Origin of the sequence: Duganella sp. Leaf126 (assembly GCF_001423125.1) — a bacterium.
GTDB lineage: Bacteria > Pseudomonadota > Gammaproteobacteria > Burkholderiales > Burkholderiaceae_D > Rugamonas.
In genome coordinates this window covers 148,221-168,457 of sequence record NZ_LMNW01000032.1, presented here as the reverse complement: position 1 = coordinate 168,457, position 20,237 = coordinate 148,221, and the positions used below count along the sequence as shown (strand labels likewise).

The window sequence follows — 20,237 nt, the reverse complement described above, 5'->3', positions numbered from 1 at the left end:
GTCATGCTCCCATCGGGGTCAGCGCAGGCCGCACCCGGCCGTTGAGCAGCTGGGCAGCGCTGGCGCCCCACAGCAGGCCGCCGGTCATGCCCGATACCGCGCCCGTCAGCAGCGCACCGCCGAGTCCCGACAGCGCGACGTGTTGCATTCCTGCAAGCATGCCCAGCCCGAACTTGAGGCAGAACGCTGCCAGGCTGCAGCCGAGCATGCGCCAGCTGCCAGGACGGTACAGTTCGCCAGATGCGCCATCCCATGCATAACCGGGGCGACCGGCAAACAGGGTCCAGCCGGCAGCAGCGCCGATCAGGATACCGCCGAGCGATGCCAGCAGGGCGCCCGGCAGCAGGGGGCCGACGCGCGCCAGGCCCATGATGCCGAGCACGGTAAACACCAGCGGCAGCAACAGCAACCGTGACAGCGTGATGCGATTGGGCTGGGCGGCAGCGATACCACGCTGTACCAGCAGTGCCAGCACGCCCCACACCCACAGGGGCACATGGGTCAGCACGGTACTCATGCTGCCACCTCGGCCGTTTCGCCGTGGGGCGCGGCCAGTCCGACCGGCAAGCCCGCGAAGTGGAACACGCCCTGGGTGTGCACGTCGCCACTGGCGCTGCCGAGCACGAAGCGGTAGCGGCCAGGTTTGCCGTCCGCCGCCAGCTCGCGCAGGGTGCAGAGGTAGTCGATGCCGGGCGTGACGGGACGCACGAAGCGGGCGTCGTCGATGCGCAGTGCGTTGCCGCGCACGCCGAGGCGGCGCGCCACCTGTTCCCAGACGAACGCCAGCACCAGCGAACCGGGCGCTACCGCAAAACCGGGGAAATGCTCTTCCAGCAGCGGGCAGCCGGGATTGACCTGGAAGCCGTAGCGGTCGAGCTGGCCGAACGGTGCCGTCAGGCGGAACAGCGGATCGTCGTTGACCTGCCACTGCAGCGGCGGCACGCCGTCGGCATGGGCGGTGGTGCCGTCTGCCACCGCTGCGGCACCGGCCACGGCAGCAGCAACTTCGGCCTCCATCAGGATCGGCGTCGCTTGCGCGGCCATCTTGCGCACGGTGATGCGCACGCGCGCGGTCGGCCCGAACTGACTGACATCGCCTTCGACCAGGAACGGGCCGAGACCGAGTTCACCGTGCGTGGCCAGGTTGCGTATGCCGACGGGCAATACGCGCAGGCGCCCCTCCATCACCTTAGGCAGCACGGTGCGGGCGAAGCGCACGGCAAACTGGTTGATGCCCTCCGTCAATAGTGCACTCATCGGCAGATCGCGCCAGTTCGAGAAACGTTTCACGTCGATTTCAGCGCAGGCCCGGTAGGGCGAGGTGTGGACCGGCAAGCTGCACATGTCCAGAAAATTCAAAGCCATGGTGTTCTCCAAGGTAAATGATGGGACGTTCAGGTACGGTAGTCGAGGATCTGGCGCTGTTTCTGGCGGCCCGACAGCACGGCCTGCTCCAGCAGCGCGCCGCAGACCGCGACCCGGCCGGCATTCTTCTCGGCCGCTTCGCGCAATTCCGGCAGCGAACCGACCAGCTGGCGCGCTTGCGCCAGGTCGGCGTCGGCAACCCCATAGACGCGCACGGTCAATTCGTCGCGGCCGTCGTCACCGGTGCGCAGCACCACGTCGATCAGCGGATCGGTGACGCCGGTGCTTTGCGCGACAGCGGCGCGCAGGCTGCGCAGCTCGACCAGGTTGCCCATGAAGTTGAAGTCGAGGTTGCTGCGTTCGATGTGGCGTATCCAGGCGCCCTCGGCCGTGGTTTCAAGCGTGATGCGGTCACCGGGCATGTAGCGCACGATCGGGATCGGAGTCGACGCATCGAGGCAAGTCAGCAGCAGACGGCCGTCGGTATCGGTTTCGAGCAGGTAGGCGTTTTCGCGCACCTTGTGGCTGCCGCTGCCTTCATCGCCGATGGCCACGAAGCCGGCTTCCGAAATGCCGTACAGGCTGATCACGCGCACGCCGGGGAACACGCTGCGCAGCAGCGCCAGCTTGGTCGAGCCGAGCCGCTCGCCGGTGAAGGCGATACGCTCGATCGGCACCGAGATCCCGGTACGGCGTACAGCGTGGGCGATCTGCACCAGCGTGCCCGGGGTACCGACCAGCACGTTGGCGCCGACCTGGGTCAGGAAGTGCAGCTGGCTTTCGACGCAGCTCTCGTCCAGGGTGCCAAGCGGAACGATACTCGCGCCGCAGGCTTCCAGCACCCGGTTCATACCGTGGTGCAAGATCGAGAACAGGCCGACCATGAAGCCGTTGGCCACCACGTCGCCGGGCCGGAACACGCCGTTCTGGCGCAGGTTACCGATCAGTTCGCGTTGCTCGTCGGTCGGGGTCGTGCCCAAGCGCGGGGTGCCCGACAACACCAGCTTGGGCTTGTTGGTGGTGCCGCTGGAGCCGCCGACATAAAAGCCGACCGCGGTTTTCTGGGCAAACGTTGCTTCGGCCAGTGCTGCATAGGCGGCGTTGTCGGTGACCGGCACCAGGCGGGCGAAGTCCTCGTAGCTGTTAATTTCCGGAATGCTGTCGGCAGGGCGGCCGCTCAGCGCGTACAGGCGTTGCAACAGGGCGCGCACCGGTGCCGCGTCAAAACGGCTATGGGCGGTGGTACGGACTGCAGCCGGTGCGGCAGCCTGGGTAAGCGTCGGGTTCATGCGAGTTCCTTGGCAAGTGTCAGGTTGAGTTGTTTGAAATCGATCTTGCCGCTCTCGGTGCGCGGCAGCGCCGGCACGATGCGGATGTCAGAATGCTTGCCGCGCAGCGTACGCGCCACCACCCGGCGCAGCTGCACGGCCAGGTCGCTGGCGGGCTGCTCGGCCTCGACGAACAGGCAAAGTTCGTCGACCTGGCCACGCGCATAACCGACGCCGGTCACGGTCTGGTGCGCAAGCAGGTCGTCGGCCAGCGTGCGCAGCGAAACGAATTGGCCGTTGACCTTGATGGTGTGGGCGGCGCGGCCGGCCCACAGGTAGGCGCCGTTGGCGGCGCGGCGGAACAGGTCACCGCTGGCGATCCATTCCGGCGCCGGCGTAACGCTGCCGTCGTCGTTCAGGTAGCCCAGCATGGCGTACGGCGTGCGATAGTGCAGTTCGCCGCAACCGTCGGTGTCGTCGCCGTTGGCGATGCGCAGCTGCAGCGCTTCGAAAGCGGGGAAGCCGGGGGCGATGGTGCCGTGGTAGGTCACGCTGCCGAGGTCCTCGACCTGCGACAGGTTGACAGCGAACATGCGTGGTCCCGACTCGGTCTGGCCGAAATTGTTCCATAACGCGCTCGCGTAAGGCATCAGGGTTTCGGCCTGCCCCCGTGTCAGCCGGTCCGATGCATTAAGCAGCAGCAGGCGGCGCGGCGCATGGCCCAGCTGTTGCCAGCGTTCGGTCAGCCCCTCGGCCCAGTCGCCGATCACCGGCAGCACCGTGACGCCGTGTTCGGCTGCCCTGCTGGCGAGCAGGCCCGGGTGCTGGAAGTCGCAGTAGTCGATGTGGCCGCCGGTCAGCATCGTGCACAGCGACGTCGACAGGCCGTACATGAAGTGCACGGGAAAGGTGCACAGCGTGCGGTCGCTGGACTGCAGGCCGAGGTAGGCGGCCACCATGGCGGCGTTGTCGATGAGCCGGCTTTCGGCGCACAGTACGCGCTTGGGCTTGCCTGTAGTGCCAGAGGTGCTGAACACCAGGCGGCATTCCTGCGCCGGAACCGGGACCGGAACCGGAACCGGGACCGGGACCGGGAGCGGCTCCGCGTCCTCCGCAGCGGCGGCCGGCGACGGCGCCAGGTCGATCAGCAAGGCACCGTGGCGCTCTGCCACCTCAGGCAGCTTGTGGCCGGACGGCGCCACCAGCCGCACTGCCAGGTCCGGGCCGAGATCGTCGAGGAAGCGCGGCAAGGTGCGCGGCGAGAGCACTGCCGCCAGCAGGCCGAGGCGGGATGCGATGCCGTAGCACAGCAGCGTCTCGAGCGGCGTGAAGGCGCAGAACAGCGTCAGTTGCGGCGTCTGCGGTACGGCGGCGGCGCCGGTTGCCGAGCGCAGGGCAACGTGCGCTGCGCACTCGGCCTGGTGCAGCCGAAGGGCGGCCCGTTCGACCAGACGACGCGCCTCGGGCGGCGTCAGCGTGACGTCGCGGTAGCTTGCCTGCCAGGTCGCGTTGTTGAGCAAATCGACGAATCGCATGGCGCGTTCCTCCTGTCAGTGCGGCAAGCGCGGGTTTTGCAGCACCAGCGATGCTGCCAGCCCACCCATGCCGAACGAATTTTTCAGCACGTTATGGACCGGTCCTTCGCGGCGCTCGCGCAGCAGCGGCACGATGGCTTCCTCGTCGCTGTCGCCGAGATTGCGGATGGCCGGCAGGAAGTCGTCGCGGAACGAACCGATCACGCCCAGCACCTCCATGGCGCCAGCGCTGGCGATCAGGTGGCCATGCTGCGACTTGGTGGCCGCCACCGGCGGAATCTTGAAGCCTTCGAACACCTCGGTGATGGCGCGGCTCTCGTGGTGGTCGTTGAGCTTGGTGGACGTACCATGGGTGTTGATGGCCGAGAATTCTTCAAGTGGAATACCGGCGTCGGCCAGCGCCCGTTGCATGCACAGGCGCATTTCGGTGTTCAGGGTGTGCGGTGCGACGATGTGTTCGGCCGACAGACTGGCGCCGTAGCCTTTCAGGCGGGCATAGACCTGGCCGCCGCGGGCGCGTACGGCCGCCTCGCGTTCGATCACGAACAGCACCGCGCCCTCGGCCGGCATGAAGCCGGAGCGGCGACGGTCGAATGGCCGCGAGCGCTCCGGACCGGCCAGCGCCGGGTCGGTACACACCGCGCCGATCGCTTCCAGGCGGGCGATATTCATCGGCGTGACCTTGGCCGAAGCACCGCCGACGATGGCGGCGTCGATGCGGCCGCTGCGGATGGCGTTGAACGCCATGCCCAGCGCCTGCAGCGAGGCCGAGCACAGCCCGACGTGGGTGCGGGCATAGCCGGAGAACGGCACCGCCTTGTGGATCGTGCGCAGCACGGTCGTGGTGTCGATGTCGAGCAGCTCGGAGATGCGCACGGCATTGACCGCGCTGTCGATCAGCGCGCGGCGCTTGCCGATGTTGTCGCGGCCTGCGCGCTGCACGATGTCGATGCAGCGCTGCGGGTTGATGGCCGGTTCGTCGACACCGATCACGCAGCCGACGCGGTCGGCGGCGTAAGCATCGAGCGGATTGAATTGCGCCAGCAGGCTCTCGATGGCACGCTCGGCGTACAGCACTTCGCCGGGACGGGCGCTGTAGCGCCTGTCGTGGTCGGGCCAGCGCATCAGCTCGTTGGCGATGGGCGGCAGGCCGGCCCACTTGGTGTCGAAGGTGTCGGTGTTGAATTTTTCGATCGCTCGGATACCGCTGCGGCCGTCGTAAAAGGCTGCCGTCACGTCGTCCAGCGTATCGCCCAGCGGAGTGACCGCGCCGATCGCGCTGATGCAGATGGGGGAATTATCGTAGTCCATGGTATGCAGTTCTCGTCTGTCGTAAAAGGTTCGATGGCGCGGGCATGCGGGGTCCCGCCGGGCGGCTTGCAGGCCGTCCGTTCGGTCGTCGCGGAAAAAGGGGGGCGCCGGCGCGCTGCTTATTGCAGGACCGGCTGGCCCAGCTTGCGCACCAGCAGGTAGCCGATGCCGAACCCGAAGCCTGCGCCGCATAGCAGCACCGTGGTTCCGGGGGCGATGCGCTCGTCGGCCAGCACGGCGGCCAGGTCGAGCAGGTTGTTGGCCTTGCCCGTGTAACCGAAGTAGCGCTTGTAGTTGCGCGTCGGCACGTTGCCGAATACGGCGTCGCGCGCCGCCGTTTCGGTTTCCTCGAGCTGGCGTGCGCCGTTGGCGTAGGTGACGATCAGGTCGGGCAGGCCGTGGCGCGTGCGCGCGGCGGTAAACAAGGCAGTCCAGGTCGCTACGGAGACGAACGGGTCGGGGGCGAACTGGGTTTGCACCGCCAGCACCTCGGCGACCGGCGCCGGGCCGTCGTCGGCGGCGGCGCTGTCGATGACCAGTGCTGCCGCGCCGTAGGCAGGATCGACCTGCGGGCGGCCGGCATTGTCGTCGAGCAGGCCGAGCTTGCCGAAGACCACCAGCGAATCGAAGCTGCGCATATTGCCGGATGCGACCACGACTGCACGTTCGCTGATGCCGGCGCGCAGGGTGTGCACCGCATCCTCGAGCGCGCTCAGGCCCGACAGCGACATGCTCTGGTTCGGGTAGCCGCCGCCCTGGGCGCCGAAGCGCTTGGAAACATGGTAGGTCGAATTGGTCGACAGCAGGCGCATCATGTTGATCGGGTTGGTCAGCGACTTCAGCTCGCCGAGCCGGTCGATCGCAGCGTCGCCGGCGCGGTCGATCAGGCCGCCGATGGCGGCGAAGGTCAGCTCGGCGCCGTCGGTGCCGGTAAACACGGCCACGTTGTCGGTCTCGCCCATCCAGTCGGTCCCGGTATGACGCAGCGCGTCCGAGATGGCGTTGAGGACGCCGGTCGAGAGTTCATTGAGGGTCGAGCGGTCCTCGCGGCCGATCACGGCCAGACCGTCGGCGCCGAGCCGGATCGCTGGCGCGCTGTAGCGGTCTGCCGAGACGGCGGCCATGCCCGTGCCGAGCTGCGCGGCCAGCTGTGCCGTATCCTGGCAGCGCTCGCTGTTGATGCCGATGGTGCGGATGTAGACTGAAGTCACGATAGTCCCCTGGGTGGCCGATGATCAGAGTGCGCGCAGGCGGTGCTCGACATAACCGACCGAGAACAGCGCGTACAGTTCTTCTGCGCCGGGCGCGGTCGGCACGCTGGCGTGGCCGTCGAACAGGCGCACCAGTTCGGCACGGCCTTCGTCGGTCCAGGCACCGGCGGCATAGAACGACGGGTTGTTCATCATCGTGTTGATCGGCCACAGCTGGTCAGGATCGAACTCCTTGTTGGCGGCGGCCTTGAGCTCGTAGGTGAAGTCGACGAAGTCGAGCGAGGACATGCCGTATTCCTTGAACAGCGACTTGCCGGTGTCGATGGCGCTGACGTCGTCCAGGTACAGCACCGATGCGGCGATTTGCGAGATTTGGTTGGCGTTCATGATGATTCCTTTAAGTGGTTAGAAAAAACAGTTGTTGTGAAGCGGTGCAGCGGATTAGAAAACCAGTTCGCCGTTACCGAGTACCAGGGTGGTGCCGGTGGACTTGATCTGGCCTTTGACAAACAGCAGCACAGTCTCGGCGACCTGGTCTGCAGTCAGTATTTCGCGGGTGGGCATCTCGCGGACGATGTCGCGCGCATTGGCTCCCGAAAACTTGTGGAACATCGGCGTGTCCACGAAGCCCGGCGACACGCACAAGGTACGGACCTTGAAGCGCGCCACTTCCAGCGCCAGCGTGGCGGTGAAGCGTTCGAGGGCGGCCTTGGCGCTGCCGTAGATAGCGTTGCCGGCCTTCGGACGTTTCGCCGCGATCGAGGTGATGTTGACGATGGTCCCGCTGCGGCGCCCGGTCATCAGTTTGCCGATGTGGCAGGCGATGATGACCGGCGCCATGTAGTTGATGGTGGTGGCGTGTTCGAGCCTGGCCCGGACATCGCCGAGCGACAGCGCGTCGGCCGACATGCCGGCGGAGTTGACCAGCACGTCCGGCGCGCTGGCGCTGTCGATGGTGGTCAGGAAGGCCGATACTGCGTCCAGCGAGCCGAGGTCGAGCTGCGAGCAGGTGCACTGTTCGCCATATTGACGGCGGATCGTGTCGGCCTGTTCGCCGTTGCTGTTGTAGGTGAAGTGGACGGCATAACCGGCCTCGATCAGGCCCTTGATGATGGACTGGCCGATTCCGGCGGTTCCGCCGATGACGATGGCTTTAGGCATTGCTTGCTTCCTTCAATCGTTAAGATTTGAGTGGTCCGGCTTGCGCTGCAAGCGCTGTTACCGTGGAAGCATTAAACCAAACTGGCGTTTTTTACATCACTAGTAATGCTGATAGGTAGGGGGAGGGACAGCCAGCGCCGCGCGCCCGGCAACTGGCCGGCAGCCGGTCGGTGCTACTGGCTGGCGGCCCGGCGGCGCACCGCGATGAATTGTTCGAGATCGCGGCTCGCATGCGCGATATGCCGCTTGAGCAGGGCTGCCGCGCCGCGCACGTCGCCGCTGCGGCACAAATCGACCAGCTGCTGGTGTTCCTGCTGCGCCTGGCGGATGCTGTCCGCGCTCAGCGACAGCTGCAGGCGCGTGTAGCGGTCCGTCTGCAGCAGCAGGGTGTCGACGATGGCGGCCGTGCGCGGCTGGTCGGCGCGTGACAGCAGCACCGCGTGCAGCCGCGTGTTCAGTTCACCCCAGCGCGTGGTGTGCTGGCCCGCCAGTTCCTGCCGGTAGTCGGCCAGGATGGCGTCAAGCTGCGCGTAGTCGTTTGCCGTGAGGCGGGGCGCGGAGCGCTTGAGCAGCAGCGGCTCGAGCACGCTGCGCAGCATGAACAGTTCGCTGATCTCGTCGATCGACAGGCCCGCCACCACCGCGCCCTTGTGGGCGACGATTTTCACCAGTCCTTCGCCTTCGAGCTGCACCAGCGCCTCACGCAACGGGATCCGGCTGATGCCCAATTCGGCCGCCAGGGCGTCCTGGCGCAGCGAGCTGCCTTCGGCCAGCTCGCCGGCCATGATCTTGCGCCGCAGCGCGTCTGCCGCCTGGTCGGCAACGGTGGTCACCGCCAGGGCGGCGCGGTTCACGCGGCCACGTCTTTCGACCAGTCGGCGTACCAGCTGCGAAACAGCGCGTACTGCGTTTCGGCGTAGCGGCGCTGGCTGGCGCTGAGGACATCGGACTCGTTGAAGTGCAGCGTGTACTCGGTGTCGCCGTTGAGCACCATCAGGTATTTGTAGAACAGCACCAGGTCGGTGCCCTCGTCGAACGACGACAGCACCAGCAGCGCCGCTTCCAGTTCGCGCGCCTGGCGGCGGGCCACGGCGTCGCCGGCAGCCGCCTTGCGCGACAGGTCCACCAGTTGCAGCACTTCGCGCGGCAGCGCATTGCCGATGCCGGTGATGGCGCCGGTCGCGCCGCAGTTGACGAAGCCGTGGAATACCTGGGTGTCCACGCCCACCATCAGCGTGACGTCATCGTCCTGGCTGGTGATGTGCTCGGCCGCATAACGGAGGTCGGCGGCGCCGCCGAATTCCTTGAAGCCGATCAGGTTCGGGTGGCTGGCGCGCAGTGCGAAGAACAGGTCGGCGCGGGTGGCGAAGCCGTAGTACGGGCTGTTGTAGATCACGGCCGGCAGCTGTGGCGCAGCCTGCAGGATGGCCGAGAAGTGGGCTTTTTGCGCGGCCGGCGACGAACCGCGCGACAGCAGGCGCGGGATCACCATCAAGCCTTGCGCGCCGACCCTGGCCGCGTGGGCCGCGTGCGATACCGCTTCCTTCGAGTTGACCGCGCCGGTGCCGACGATGGTCGGCACGCCGGCCGCCACCAGGCGCGCCACGCCTTCCTGGCGCTGCGCCTCGGTCAGCAGCGGCCAGTCGCCCATCGAGCCGCAGTACACGACGGCGCTCATGCCGGCATCGACCAGCGCGCGGCCCTTGCGCACCAGGGCGTCGAAGTCGGGCGTGCGGTCGGCGCTGCAGGGAGTCATCAGGGCCGGGATGGTACCGGTGAAGATATTGTCGCGCATGGTATTCCTTCAGATCGGGTGAGGGGAGGGCATCGGCGCGATCATACTGCGGTTTTGGATATTGTATACAATCCAAACGCCGATTATGCCGATTTCGTCGTCCCGGCTGCGTAGTTCGGGCGCCTGCTGCGTGCAGCTGCCCTGTGCTGCCTGGCGCTGCCGCTGCTGCGCCGCTGCCCTCTGCGGCCTGCCGGGCCGCAGGCCTCAGCGCCAGCGCGCCAGGCTGCCGGTGGCGCGCAGCATGGCGATGCCCGTTTCCACGCGCGCGGCGGCATGGGCCAGCACCGCGTGCTGCGGTTCGCCCAGCATGGCGCGCAGCAGCAGCGGCGCCAGGACCGCGTCGAGGAACTGCTGCGCCGCCACCCGGGCTTGCGCCATGGCGCCGGCATCGTGCAGGGCGATCACGGCCGCCACGCGCCGCACGCCCGACTGCAGGAACAGCTGGTCGGCGCGGGCGCCGTCGCCCAGCCGCGGCAGCTCGGCCACCAGCAGCCGCAGCAAGGCCAGCGCATCGGGCGCCAGCGCATCCTGCACCACCTGCATGCCCACTGCCGCCAGCCGCTGCTCGAGACCGAGTTCCGCGGCCACCGCGTCGTGCGCCGGCGTGCCGGCCAGCAGCTGGTCAATGACGGCCGAAAACAGCGCCGCCTTGTTGGCATAACGCGCATAGATACTGGCCTTGCCGGCGCCCGCATCGAGTGCGACCTGGTCGCAACTGGTGCCGTCGTAGCCGCGCGCCAGGAACAGCCGGCTGGCCGCTGCCAGCAAGCGTGCTGTCACATCGCCGGCGCTGTCGGCCGGCGGCCGCCCGCGCCGGCGCGGTTGTTGTTGCTCATCCACCATGCTGCCTCTTCCACATTTCAATCGAATCCGCTTTACAAACGGCAAGTTGGCGATTAATCTAGACTGGTCAGTTCAATTAGTGCGCCCGGTGTCTGCCGGCCCGTAACATATCACGCCCAGGAGGCATGTTGTCCACTACCGCCATTCACCCCTTCCACCTTGCCATCCCCGATGCGGCACTGGCCGATCTGCAGACGCGCCTGGCGCTGACGCGCTGGCCCGACGCCGAGACGGTGGCCGACACCAGCCAGGGGCCGCAACTGGCCAGCCTGCGCGCACTGGCCGCCCGCTGGCAGGACGGCTACGACTGGCGCCGCTGCGAGGCGCTGCTCAACGGTTTCAACCAGTACCGCACCGCCATCGACGGCCTCGACATCCACTTCCTGCACGTGCGCTCGCCCGAGCCGGGCGCCATGCCGCTGCTGCTCACGCACGGCTGGCCCGGATCGGTGCTGGAATTTCGCGACGTGATCGGCCCGCTGACCGATCCGGTCGCGCACGGCGGCGTGGCCAGCGACGCCTTCCACCTGGTCATCCCGTCGCTGCCCGGCTTCGGTTTTTCCGGCCAGCCCAGGGAAACCGGCTGGAACGTCAACCGCATTGCCGACGCCTGGACCGTCCTGATGGCGCGCCTCGGCTACGACCGCTATGCCGCGCAGGGCGGCGACTGGGGCGGCGCCGTGACCACGGCGCTCGGCTACAAGGCGCCCCCTGGCCTGGTCGGCATTCACCTGAACATGCTGATGTTCCACCCGACCGAGCAGGAACGGGCCGAGGCGACCGCGCACGAACAGGCCATGCTCGACGACGCCCAGCGCTACGACCAGCAGTTTTCCGGTTACTTCAAGGTGCAGGCCACGCGCCCGCAGTCGGTCGGCTTTGCGCTGGCCGATTCGCCGGTCGGCCTGGCGGCGTGGATCTATGCCCTGTTCCAGGATGTGTCGGACAGCGGCGGCGACGTGGCAAGTGCGTTCGAACTCGATGCCATCCTCGACGACATCATGCTGTACTGGCTGCCCAACACGGGCGCCAGCGCCGCGCGGCTCTACTGGGAAGCGATGCAGGCGATGCGCGAGGGCGGCACGCCGACCGCGCCGATGACCACGCCGGCCGGCATCAGCATGTTCCCCGGCGAACAGCTGCGCCTGTCGCAGCGCTGGGCCGAGCGGCGCTTCGCCCACCTCGTCCACTTCAACGAGCTCGAACGGGGCGGCCATTTCGCGGCCATGGAGCAGCCGGCGTTGTTCGTCGAGGAAGTGCGGGCCACGTTCCGCCAGCTGCGCTAGCAACCGAATCAGAAGGGATTGCGTTTCCCTTTGATCCACTCGGCCAGCCCGGCGATGAATTGCGGAAGGTAGTTTCTCTCCGGCGCCTGAAGTGCGTGCCCTGCGCCGGGATATTCGACAAACGTGAATTTGTTGCCGGGACGGCTGGCGAAAAAGGCGTGCAATTTGCGGCCTGATTCGATTGGGACGCTGTCGTCCTTTTCGCCCATCGCTACGACCACGGGAATGTCGAGTTTTGCATACGTGGGCAGTGGATCGTAGAACAAATGTGAACGCCAGTACCGGTAAGGGTGGCCGAAGAAGCGCTTATCTAGGCTTTCCGGATCAGCCTTGATGGCGGCATACGTCCGCAGCAGCTGCGCACGTGAGAACAGCGTCGCATAGGGGGCAACGCCGCGCGCTGCGAAGATTAGGAACTCTTCGCTTTGCGGCAGCCCGCCGCTGCCCGCCACCGCAAGCCAGCCGATCTTTGCGCTGCCCGCGGCTGCAAGCGGCGCGACCGTGCCGCCCTCCGAAAAGCCGACGATCGCCAAGCTGCGCGGGGCCAGGGAATGTAGTTGGGGCTCGACATCGATGAATGACAGCGTGTCGCCTACCCGACGCTCCAGGACGTCCTCGCGGCTGTACGTCTCGGAACAATGAGCGCCGTCGTCGCCCTTTTCGATGCCCGCCTTTTCCAGGAAGTAGAGATTGATGGGCGCCGGGTAGTGCTCAAAAAAGGACGGCACGCGCGATGCGAAATCGCGGCAGCCCGAGCCGCTGACGAGCACGATCGGCGTGGCTGTTCCTTCCGCGGCGCTGTCGTACAGATGGTAGTAGCGGCGCGATTTGCCATCGATGCGGATCGTAGACTCGTCGTAGACACGTGCCGCTAATGCGGACGTCGCGGCCAGTGCGCCACACAGGCTCAACAGCAGATTAGCGAGGAATCGCCGCGTCATGAGAACGCCAGCTGAACGATAGTTTGATTTTTCGGCATGTATTTGTCCAGTAATTTTGTTGTCCGCGGTTTGCTGTTTGCTCGCTGCGATAGCTCGAGCCTGCCCATCAATCTTAATACGGCCGAGGCGCACGCGTTTCGAGCGACCGCTCTTCGCCGAGATCGGAAGTTCGACCAGTGTACGACAAGCGTTGCCTGTGCCGTAACATCGTGCGGACTATCGCATTTTTCCCGGTAAATTCGGCACGCGGGTTTCACTGATTTGTCGCAGTTTTCATGTTCTGTGTTATCCGACGTGTGCGGCGCGCACCAGGTCCACGAATGCGCGCAGCGTGGCCGGCATTTGGCGGCGCGGGAAATACAGCTGCGGTCCTTCGAATTGCGGCCACCAGTCTTGCAGCACCGGCGCCAGATCGCCGCTGGCCAGGTGCGGATCGAGCCAATTGCGGAAGGTGCAGATGATGCCATGACCGGCGCGGGCCAGGTCGATTGCTGCCGGTGCACCATCGACGCCGATGACCACGCGCGCCGGCGGATCCACCGTCAGGCGCTCGCCGTCGCGCGCGAACTCCCACTGCGTCAGTGCGCCGCTGGAAAAACGCAGGCGCACGCACGCGTGCTCAAGCAGGTCGTTCGGATGGGCGGGATGGCCGCGCCGGGCCAGGTAGACCGGTGCGGCGGCCAGCGCCAGCTGCTGGTGGCGGGGTCCGATCGGCACCGCGATCATGTCCTGGGCCAGGTGCTCGCCGTAGCGGATGCCGGCCGCGCAGCCATCGGCGATGGCGTCGACCAGGCGGTCCTCCACCACCAGTTCCACCCGCACGGCCGGGTAGGTGGCGAGAAAACGGTCGATCAGCGGCGGCAGGATGTCGACCATCACGGCGCCCGTGACATTGAGTTTGAGCAGCCCCTGCACCTGCTGCCCGGCGCCAGCCACGTCGCGCAAGGCGGCGCGGGTGTCGGCCAGCAATGGCGCCAGGCGCGCTGCCAGCGCCTGCCCGGCCTCGGTCGGCGCCACGCTGCGCGTGGTGCGGGTCAGGAGTGGCACGCCAAGCAGGCGTTCCACACGTCCAATGATATCGCTCACGTTGGACGGCGACATGCCGAGCCGGATGGCGGCGGCCCGAAACCCGCCCGTGCTGCATACGGCCAGGAACACGGCCAGGTCGTCGAGTGACGGTTCGCGATTGTTCTCCATGGCGATCAGTCTATTCGATGCGGGCCCCGTTATCAAAGTCCTGCGGGATCGCTACCATGGCGCTCACCATCTTCCCTGAAAGGTCACAGCATGTCGCACCATCCCGACGTTCCACCAGCAGACCGTGCCAGCCCGTTCGCCTCGTGGCACGGCGATCACGCCGGCATCCGCGTCCCGGACTTCGACAGCGCCGTTGCCTGGTACACGGGCAAGCTCGATTTCCGCGTGCTGAGCACCATGGCGCTGGGCGAGAAGACGCTGGCCATGCTGTGCCCGGCCAACGACGACAGCTTCCGCATCGAATTCATCGCCGGCCCCGGCTGCACCGCGCGTCCCGCGTTTGACGAATTGATCGACACCCACGCCATCGGCGGCTGGCACCATCTGTGCCTGCGCGTGGACAGCGTCGACGACGCCATCACCGAACTGCGCCAGCGCCAGGTGCGCATCGTCAGCGCCCCGAAAGACGCGCCGGCGCTGGGACTGCGCTTCGTCTTCATCAGCGATCCGTGGGGGAATCTGATCGAACTGGCGCAGCAGCTCTGATCCGCTTACACCGTCCGCGCCATGCCGGCGGCCGGCGCCTGGCGCCGCTCCATCCACACCGACACGCCGAGCACTGCGATGCCGCCCAGCGCCAGCATGGCGCCCACCAGGCCGGTCGATTGCAGGCCGAGGCCGTGAGCGATCGCCATGCCGCCGAACCAGGCGCCGGCCGCGTTGGCGCAGTTGAAGGCCGAGTGGTTGAGCGCTGCAGTCACGGTCTGGGCGTCGCCGGCCACGTCCATCAGGCGCGTCTGCACGGCGGGCGCCACGGCAATGCCGCAGCCGATCAGGAACAGGTTGATTGCCACCGCCCAGGCATTGGCACTGGTGTAATAGAAGGCCGTGAGCGCGGCCACGTTCCAGACCAGGGCGCCGAAAATGGTGCCCACGCGCGAGCGGTCGGCCAGCCAGCCGCCCACCAGGTTACCGAAGGTCATGCCGACGCCGATCAGCGCCAGCATCACCGCCACCATGTTCGGCGACACCCGGGTCACTTCGAGCAGCGTGGGCGTGACGTAGGTGTAGACGGCAAACAGGCCGCCGAAACCGACCGACACCATCAGCAGCGTCACCCATACCTGGGCGCGGCGGAACACGCCGAGTTCGCGGCGCGGGCTGGCGTCGCCGGCAGCGATGAACGGCACATAATGGCGCACCATCAGCGCGGTGACCACGCCCAGCACGCCGACGACCAGGAACGCCGACCGCCAGCCGAACGCCTGGCTCAGCCACGTGGCCAGCGGCACGCCGAAGATATTGGCAATGGTCAGCCCGAGCAGCACGCGCGAGACGGCCTGGCCGCGTCTTTCCGGCACCGCCATGGCAGCGGCCACCAGCGCGGCCACGCCGAAATAGGCGCCGTGCGGAATGCCGGCCACGAAGCGCGCCAGCAGCAGCGCGCCGTAGCCCGGCGCTGCCGCGCTGAGCAGGTTGCCGGCCGCGTACAGCGCCATCAGCAATACCAGCATCGCCTTCTTCGGCATGCGCGCCAGGAAGATGGCGATCAGCGGCGCGCCGAACACCACGCCCAGCGCATAGGCGCTGATCATGTGGCCCATGTGGGGCAGGTTGGTGTGCAGGTCGCCGGCGACGATCGGCAGGATGCTCATCGAGGCGAATTCGCCGGTGCCGATGGCCAGGCCGCCGATGGCCAGCGCCAGGTTGGCCATGCCGGCGCCGTGCGGCGCAGCGATCGGAACAGGGGGGAGGGAGGTGTCGGAAACAGGATCGGAATGCATTGCTAAGGCCTGAAAATCGTTGGCAAAAAGGGTCAACCTTAGCATGTTTGGCCAAGCTGCGTTGGCGTCCGGTCCGGCCTGCGTAGTGTTACTGAGGTTACTGAGGTTACTGAGGTTACTGAGGCGGCGCCGACGCGGCGCGTAAAAAAACGGCAGGCGTGAGGCACGCCTGCCGTCGATTGCGACGCGAGGGGAATTGCTTAGAACTTGTAGCGTACGCCGACCGACACCATGTTGGCTTTCAGGTTGCCGTTGCTGTCTTCGATTTTCGCGACTTTGCCGAAGTATTCGTATTCAGCAACAACGCTGAAGTTGGTGTTGACCGCGTAGGCAGCGCCAACCGACAGGTAGGCGGTGCTGCGCGATGCTTTGTCGTCTTCGCTGAGGTTGCCGACGGCAAAATTAGCTTTTACTTCGGTGCGCGCTACGCCAGCCTTGGCGAACAGCGCGAACTGCGGATCCAGTGGCAGGGTGCCGGTGGCAGCGAAGTAGACCGAGGTTGGCTCGAAACGCACGCGCGCGACGCCGCCCGAACGCTCCATTTTGCCCAGGTCAACGTAGCCGGCTTCCAGGCCGAAGTTCTGGTTGAAGTTGTAACCACCGTACAGCTTGAAGCCAGTGTCGTGGTCCTTGATCGAATCGCCTTCGATCGACAGCTTTTGCTCTGCACGGCCGACGTTGCCGCCGATGTAGGTCGATTGGGCCGCTGCGGTGCCGGCCAGTGCCGCCAGCATGGCGAACAGGATGGTGTTTTTCATATGTCTCTCCTAAATGGGTCACATCGCGAAATGGCTTCTGGCGAATTTCGCGAAGGAAATATTATAGGTATAAATAATTTATTTGGTAAGGTTTTGTCCCGTTTTGGGGCAGGCAAAAGGGCAAAGTGTCTCTTTTGGTGCACGTTGCTGCGATGTCGCGTGCGTGTGTGCCGCCACAGACAGCGGGCGGGCAGCGCGGCATGATGTGCAACCCAGCCAACCAGCCAGCAGGATACCCCCATGGATTTCCCCACCCGTCACCTGAAACAACCATTGCCCTACGATCCGTCCTACGAAGTGCCCGAGGAAGACGAGGCCGAAACCATTGCCGGCCTGCAGGAGCAGATGCGCGATATCGCCGGCACCGTGCACAAAGACAGCGGCCACGCGCCGCGCGGCGTGCATGCCAAGAGCCACGGCCTGCTGCGCGCCACCTTGCGCGTGCTCGACAACCTGCCCGCCGACTATGCCCAGGGCCTGTTTGCCGCCAGCGGCGAATACCCGGTGGTCATGCGCCTGTCCACCACGCCCGGCGACCTGCTCGACGATAAGGTGTCCACCCCGCGCGGCATGGCGATCAAGGTGATCGGCGTGCCTGGTGCACGGCTTGACGACGGCCAGGGTGACGTCACCCAGGATTTCGTGATGGTCAACGGCCCCGTGTTCCAGGCCCCGACCGCCAAAAAATTCCTGGGCAGCGTCAAGCTGCTCGCGGCCACGACCGACAAGGCGCCGGGCCTGAAAAAAGCGTTATCGGCAGCCTTGCAGGGCGCCGAAAAGGTGATCGAAGCGGTGGGCGGCGAGAGCGCCACCCTGATCAGCATGGGCGGCCATGCGCAAACCAACATCCTCGGCGAAACGTTTTTTACCCAGGTGCCGATCCTGTTCGGGCGCTACATGGCCAAGCTGCAACTGGTGCCCGTCTCGCCGGAGTTGGCCATGCTGACAGACCAGCCGGTCGACCTCGACCACAAGCCCAACGGCCTGCGCGGCGCGGTGGTCGATTTCATGACCGAGCACGCGGCCGAGTGGGAGCTGCGGGCGCAGCTGTGCACCGGCCTCGACGAAACGCCGATCGAAGACCCGACCGTGGAATGGACCACGCCCTGGGTTGCGGTGGCGCGCATCGCCGCGCCGGCCCAGGCCGGCTGGACCCACGGCTTGTCGGTGCTGGTCGATGACGGCATGCAGTTCAGCCCCTGGCACTGCATCGCCGATCACCGTCCGCTCGGTTCGATCATGCGCGTGCGGCGCGCCGTGTATGCGGCGTCGGCCCGCTTCCGCGCCGAGCGCAATGGCACGCCGCTGGCCGAGCCGCACAATCTCGACCACTGGAAGGAACACTGATCGCCGGCGCCGCCGCGACTGCGGCCGTGGCAGGGTGTGCACGCATCCCGGCCGGCTGCCGGCCCCGGGAGGTCATGGTGCCGGGGCAGGGAGCCGTCCTTGCGTTCGCGCCCCGGGTGGACGAAAATGAGCGATGCCCGTGTCTTGCAGCGGTGCAGTGACCACCCGTGGTGCTGCTGCCCGCTTGCCAGGCCCGGTTCTTCCACCCGACCAGAAAGCTCGTGTTGACCTCTGTGCTGGAAATCGCCGCCAATGCGGTCATGACGGTGTCGATCGTCCTTGCGGGACGCAACAATGTGCACTCGTGGTGGCTGGGCATCGTCGGCTGCGGCCTGTTTGCCGTGCTGTTCTACGACTCGCACCTATATGCCGACGTCACCCTGCAAGGGTTTTTCATCGTCACCTGCGTGATCGGCTGGTGGCGCTGGCTGCGCGGCAGCACCGGCGCGCCGCTGCCGATCACGCACGCGCAGCCGCGCGCGCTGATCTGGATGGGATCGCTCGGCCTGGCGGCCACCGCCATCTACGGTCTGCTGCTGCAAGCCTATACCAGCGCCTACGCGCCTTTCCTCGATTCCGGCGTGCTGATGTTCAGCGTGATCGCCCAGCTGCTGCTGATGGGCCGCCGCCTGCAAACCTGGCAATTTTGGCTGCTGGTCAACACCATCGCCGTGCCGCTGTACGCCAGCCGCGGCCTGTACCTGACGTCGGTGCTGTACGGCGCGTACTGGTTCAATGCGCTGGCATCGTGGTTTTTCTGGCGCCGCAAGATGCGCGAGGCCGCGCTGCAGTCGCCGGCCTGAGCCGCTGCGCGGCGGCGCCCTTCAATTCAACGACGACCGCCGCTGCTGGATCGCCTGGCGGTAGGCGCTCGGCGTGACCCCGAGCCGCTCGCGAAAAGCGGTGGCGAAGTTGCCCGCATTATTAAAGCCGATCAGCAGGGCGATGTCCTGCACGTCGATGTCGGTATCCTTGAGCAGTTCCTCGCCGCGCCGCAGGCGCGCTTCGCGGATGAAGGCAAACACCGTCATGCCGGTCTGCTCGCGGAAGATCTGCGACAGCTTTTCGCGGTAGGTGCCCACGCTGCGGGCAATTTCGGCCAGGCCCGGCAGCGAGGCCAGGTTGTCGGCGATCAGGCGCTTGACGGCCGCCACCGTGACGGCGTCCGGATCCACGCCATACGGCGAGACGGGCGCCGATGCCGCCGCAGCCGTCACGCTTGCCGCAGTAGCATCGTTGGCGGGCGCTGGCGGGGCGCCGTGGGCGCGCTGGGCCAGCGTCAGGTGCACCTGGATGCGCGCCGCCAGTTCGCCCGGCGAAAACGGTTTCGAGACGTAATCGACGCCGCCGATCGACAGGCCCATGATGCGCTCCTCGTCGGCGTCGGCGCCGCTGAGAAAAATCACCGGAATGTCCTGGGTGGCAGGATTGGCCTTGAGCAGGCGGCAGGCCGTGTAGCCATCCATGTCGGGCATGCGCACGTCGAGCAGGATCAGGTCCGGCCGGTTGGCCAGCGCCAGGTGGTAGCCCTGCAAACCGTTCGAGGCCGCCGACACCTTGTAGGGCAGCTCGCTCAGCAGATCGACCAGCAAGCGCTGTTCGAACGCCGAATCGTCGACGATGAGAATCTTGCGCATGGGAGTATCGGCAGTCTGCATGGGCTCACCCTGAAGGTTGGTCATCTTTTGATACGGAGTGTTGCGCGCCTGTCGTTATTATGCCCAACTTTGCACATTTTTTTGAGCAGTTTCTACGCACGCAAAATCTTCCTCGCCGCCAGCAAAAGCATGGTTTACCGAGATCATCAATAATGGTATCAAGTGTTGGGAATGGGCAATTTTTAGACGCCCGGACCCGGCGATTCCTTGCATGATCCACCAACCGAGGAGGTTATATGATCACCCGTAAAACCCGCCGTGCCGCGCTGGCCACCGCAACGGCTGTCACGCTGGCGGCCACCCTGGCTGCGGTGGCGCCGCTGGCCGACGCCGCCGTGTATTCGAACGGCAGCAAGACGGCAACCTTCGATGTCACGCTCAAGATCATTGCCGATTGCACCATTTCCGCCACGGCGCTGGACTTCGGCCAGAGCCAGGGCGTGCTGGCCAGCACGGTCACGGTCAACAGCCAGCTCAGCGTTACCTGCACCAACACCACGCCGTACAACGTCGGCCTGAACGCGGGCACCGGCACCGGTTCCACCACGTCCGCACGGGTGATGAGCGGCACCGGCGCCAATACCGGCACCGTCGCCTTCAATCTGTACCAGACTGCCGGCGCCACCAACTGGGGCAATACCCAGGGCACCGACACTCGTTCCGGCACCGGTACCGGCACCGCGCAGACGCTGACGGTCTACGGTTCGATCCCGGCCCAGGCCACGCCGCAGCCCGACACCTACAAGTCGACCATCACGGCGACCGTGTATTTCTAGG

The 20,237-nt window shown here is 66.3% G+C and carries 21 protein-coding genes; 5 read left to right on the top strand and 16 right to left on the bottom strand.

What is annotated here, in order from left to right; all coding sequences use genetic code 11:
• Position 1: 1 nt before the first annotated feature.
• The 11 genes from ASF61_RS17505 to ASF61_RS17455 all read right to left on the bottom strand — a co-directional run bounded on the left by ASF61_RS17505 (position 2) and on the right by ASF61_RS17455 (position 10,489).
• On the bottom strand, positions 2 to 517 hold the full coding sequence (locus ASF61_RS17505; protein WP_056158632.1) for a hypothetical protein: 516 nt from the start codon (positions 515 to 517) through the stop codon (positions 2 to 4).
• Entirely contained in the window at positions 514 to 1,365 is an 852-nt protein-coding gene (locus ASF61_RS17500) for a hypothetical protein (protein ID WP_056158628.1), read from the bottom strand. The genes ASF61_RS17505 and ASF61_RS17500 overlap by 4 nt, the downstream gene beginning before the upstream one ends.
• Positions 1,366 to 1,394: 29 nt before the next feature.
• On the bottom strand, positions 1,395 to 2,654 hold the full coding sequence (locus tag ASF61_RS17495) for a hypothetical protein (RefSeq protein ID WP_056158625.1): 1,260 nt from the start codon (positions 2,652 to 2,654) through the stop codon (positions 1,395 to 1,397).
• A complete protein-coding gene (locus ASF61_RS17490; protein ID WP_056158622.1) occupies positions 2,651 to 4,168 on the bottom strand; it encodes an AMP-binding protein in 1,518 nt (505 codons plus the stop codon). Before ASF61_RS17490 ends, ASF61_RS17495 begins: the two co-directional genes overlap by 4 nt.
• Positions 4,169 to 4,183: 15 nt before the next feature.
• Positions 4,184 to 5,479 carry a beta-ketoacyl-[acyl-carrier-protein] synthase family protein gene (locus tag ASF61_RS17485; RefSeq protein WP_056158619.1) on the bottom strand — a complete coding sequence of 432 codons (1,296 nt, stop codon included), beginning with the start codon at positions 5,477 to 5,479 and terminating at the stop codon, positions 4,184 to 4,186.
• A 119-nt stretch (positions 5,480 to 5,598) separates the two neighbouring features.
• Complete coding sequence (locus ASF61_RS17480) at positions 5,599 to 6,690, bottom strand: beta-ketoacyl synthase N-terminal-like domain-containing protein (protein ID WP_056158616.1); 1,092 nt, start codon at positions 6,688 to 6,690, stop codon at positions 5,599 to 5,601.
• Positions 6,691 to 6,714: 24 nt separating this feature from the next.
• Positions 6,715 to 7,077 carry an acyl carrier protein gene (locus ASF61_RS17475; protein WP_056158612.1) on the bottom strand — a complete coding sequence of 121 codons (363 nt, stop codon included), beginning with the start codon at positions 7,075 to 7,077 and terminating at the stop codon, positions 6,715 to 6,717.
• 54 nt (positions 7,078 to 7,131) lie between these two features.
• Positions 7,132 to 7,851: an SDR family NAD(P)-dependent oxidoreductase gene (locus ASF61_RS17470; protein ID WP_056158609.1), complete on the bottom strand. Its 720-nt coding sequence runs from the start codon at positions 7,849 to 7,851 to the stop codon at positions 7,132 to 7,134.
• Positions 7,852 to 8,024: 173 nt separating this feature from the next.
• Positions 8,025 to 8,705: a GntR family transcriptional regulator gene (locus tag ASF61_RS17465; RefSeq protein WP_056158606.1), complete on the bottom strand. Its 681-nt coding sequence runs from the start codon at positions 8,703 to 8,705 to the stop codon at positions 8,025 to 8,027.
• On the bottom strand, positions 8,702 to 9,646 hold the full coding sequence (locus ASF61_RS17460; protein WP_056158603.1) for a dihydrodipicolinate synthase family protein: 945 nt from the start codon (positions 9,644 to 9,646) through the stop codon (positions 8,702 to 8,704). Before ASF61_RS17460 ends, ASF61_RS17465 begins: the two co-directional genes overlap by 4 nt.
• A 204-nt stretch (positions 9,647 to 9,850) precedes the next feature.
• Positions 9,851 to 10,489, bottom strand: coding sequence for a TetR/AcrR family transcriptional regulator (locus ASF61_RS17455; RefSeq protein WP_056158600.1), 639 nt, complete (start codon positions 10,487 to 10,489; stop codon positions 9,851 to 9,853).
• A 125-nt stretch (positions 10,490 to 10,614) separates the two neighbouring features.
• Here ASF61_RS17455 and ASF61_RS17450 point away from each other — a divergent pair, with 125 nt between their 5' ends.
• A complete protein-coding gene (locus ASF61_RS17450; RefSeq protein WP_056158598.1) occupies positions 10,615 to 11,775 on the top strand; it encodes an epoxide hydrolase family protein in 1,161 nt (386 codons plus the stop codon).
• A gap of 8 nt (positions 11,776 to 11,783) precedes the next feature.
• Here ASF61_RS17450 and ASF61_RS17445 read toward each other — a convergent pair whose 3' ends face one another.
• Both ASF61_RS17445 and ASF61_RS17440 read right to left on the bottom strand, forming a co-directional pair.
• Positions 11,784 to 12,716 carry a S9 family peptidase gene (locus tag ASF61_RS17445; protein WP_082491783.1) on the bottom strand — a complete coding sequence of 311 codons (933 nt, stop codon included), beginning with the start codon at positions 12,714 to 12,716 and terminating at the stop codon, positions 11,784 to 11,786.
• Positions 12,717 to 13,001: 285 nt separating this feature from the next.
• On the bottom strand, positions 13,002 to 13,913 hold the full coding sequence (locus ASF61_RS17440; protein WP_056158592.1) for a LysR family transcriptional regulator: 912 nt from the start codon (positions 13,911 to 13,913) through the stop codon (positions 13,002 to 13,004).
• 90 nt (positions 13,914 to 14,003) lie between these two features.
• Here ASF61_RS17440 and ASF61_RS17435 point away from each other — a divergent pair, with 90 nt between their 5' ends.
• Positions 14,004 to 14,459, top strand: coding sequence for a VOC family protein (locus ASF61_RS17435; protein WP_056158589.1), 456 nt, complete (start codon positions 14,004 to 14,006; stop codon positions 14,457 to 14,459).
• A gap of 5 nt (positions 14,460 to 14,464) precedes the next feature.
• Here ASF61_RS17435 and ASF61_RS17430 read toward each other — a convergent pair whose 3' ends face one another.
• Together ASF61_RS17430 and ASF61_RS17425 are read right to left on the bottom strand one after the other, a co-directional pair.
• Positions 14,465 to 15,697, bottom strand: a complete 1,233-nt coding sequence (locus tag ASF61_RS17430) for an MFS transporter (RefSeq protein WP_082491782.1) — start codon at positions 15,695 to 15,697, stop codon at positions 14,465 to 14,467.
• A gap of 200 nt (positions 15,698 to 15,897) precedes the next feature.
• The gene (locus tag ASF61_RS17425) at positions 15,898 to 16,455 is read right to left on the bottom strand and encodes an outer membrane beta-barrel protein (RefSeq protein WP_056158584.1); all 558 of its coding nucleotides are present in this window, start codon (positions 16,453 to 16,455) and stop codon (positions 15,898 to 15,900) included.
• Positions 16,456 to 16,695: 240 nt separating this feature from the next.
• On the opposite strand from ASF61_RS17425, the gene ASF61_RS17420 reads away from it, so the two are divergent.
• On the top strand, positions 16,696 to 17,802 hold the full coding sequence (locus ASF61_RS17420) for a catalase family protein (protein ID WP_056158581.1): 1,107 nt from the start codon (positions 16,696 to 16,698) through the stop codon (positions 17,800 to 17,802).
• A 224-nt stretch (positions 17,803 to 18,026) separates the two neighbouring features.
• The gene (gene pnuC / locus ASF61_RS17415) at positions 18,027 to 18,605 is read left to right on the top strand and encodes a nicotinamide riboside transporter PnuC (protein WP_082491781.1); all 579 of its coding nucleotides are present in this window, start codon (positions 18,027 to 18,029) and stop codon (positions 18,603 to 18,605) included.
• 21 nt (positions 18,606 to 18,626) lie between these two features.
• Here pnuC and ASF61_RS17410 read toward each other — a convergent pair whose 3' ends face one another.
• Positions 18,627 to 19,460, bottom strand: a complete 834-nt coding sequence (locus tag ASF61_RS17410) for a response regulator (RefSeq protein ID WP_056158579.1) — start codon at positions 19,458 to 19,460, stop codon at positions 18,627 to 18,629.
• 236 nt (positions 19,461 to 19,696) lie between these two features.
• Here ASF61_RS17410 and ASF61_RS17405 point away from each other — a divergent pair, with 236 nt between their 5' ends.
• Positions 19,697 to 20,236 carry a spore coat U domain-containing protein gene (locus tag ASF61_RS17405; protein ID WP_056158576.1) on the top strand — a complete coding sequence of 180 codons (540 nt, stop codon included), beginning with the start codon at positions 19,697 to 19,699 and terminating at the stop codon, positions 20,234 to 20,236.
• Position 20,237: the final 1 nt, after the last annotated feature.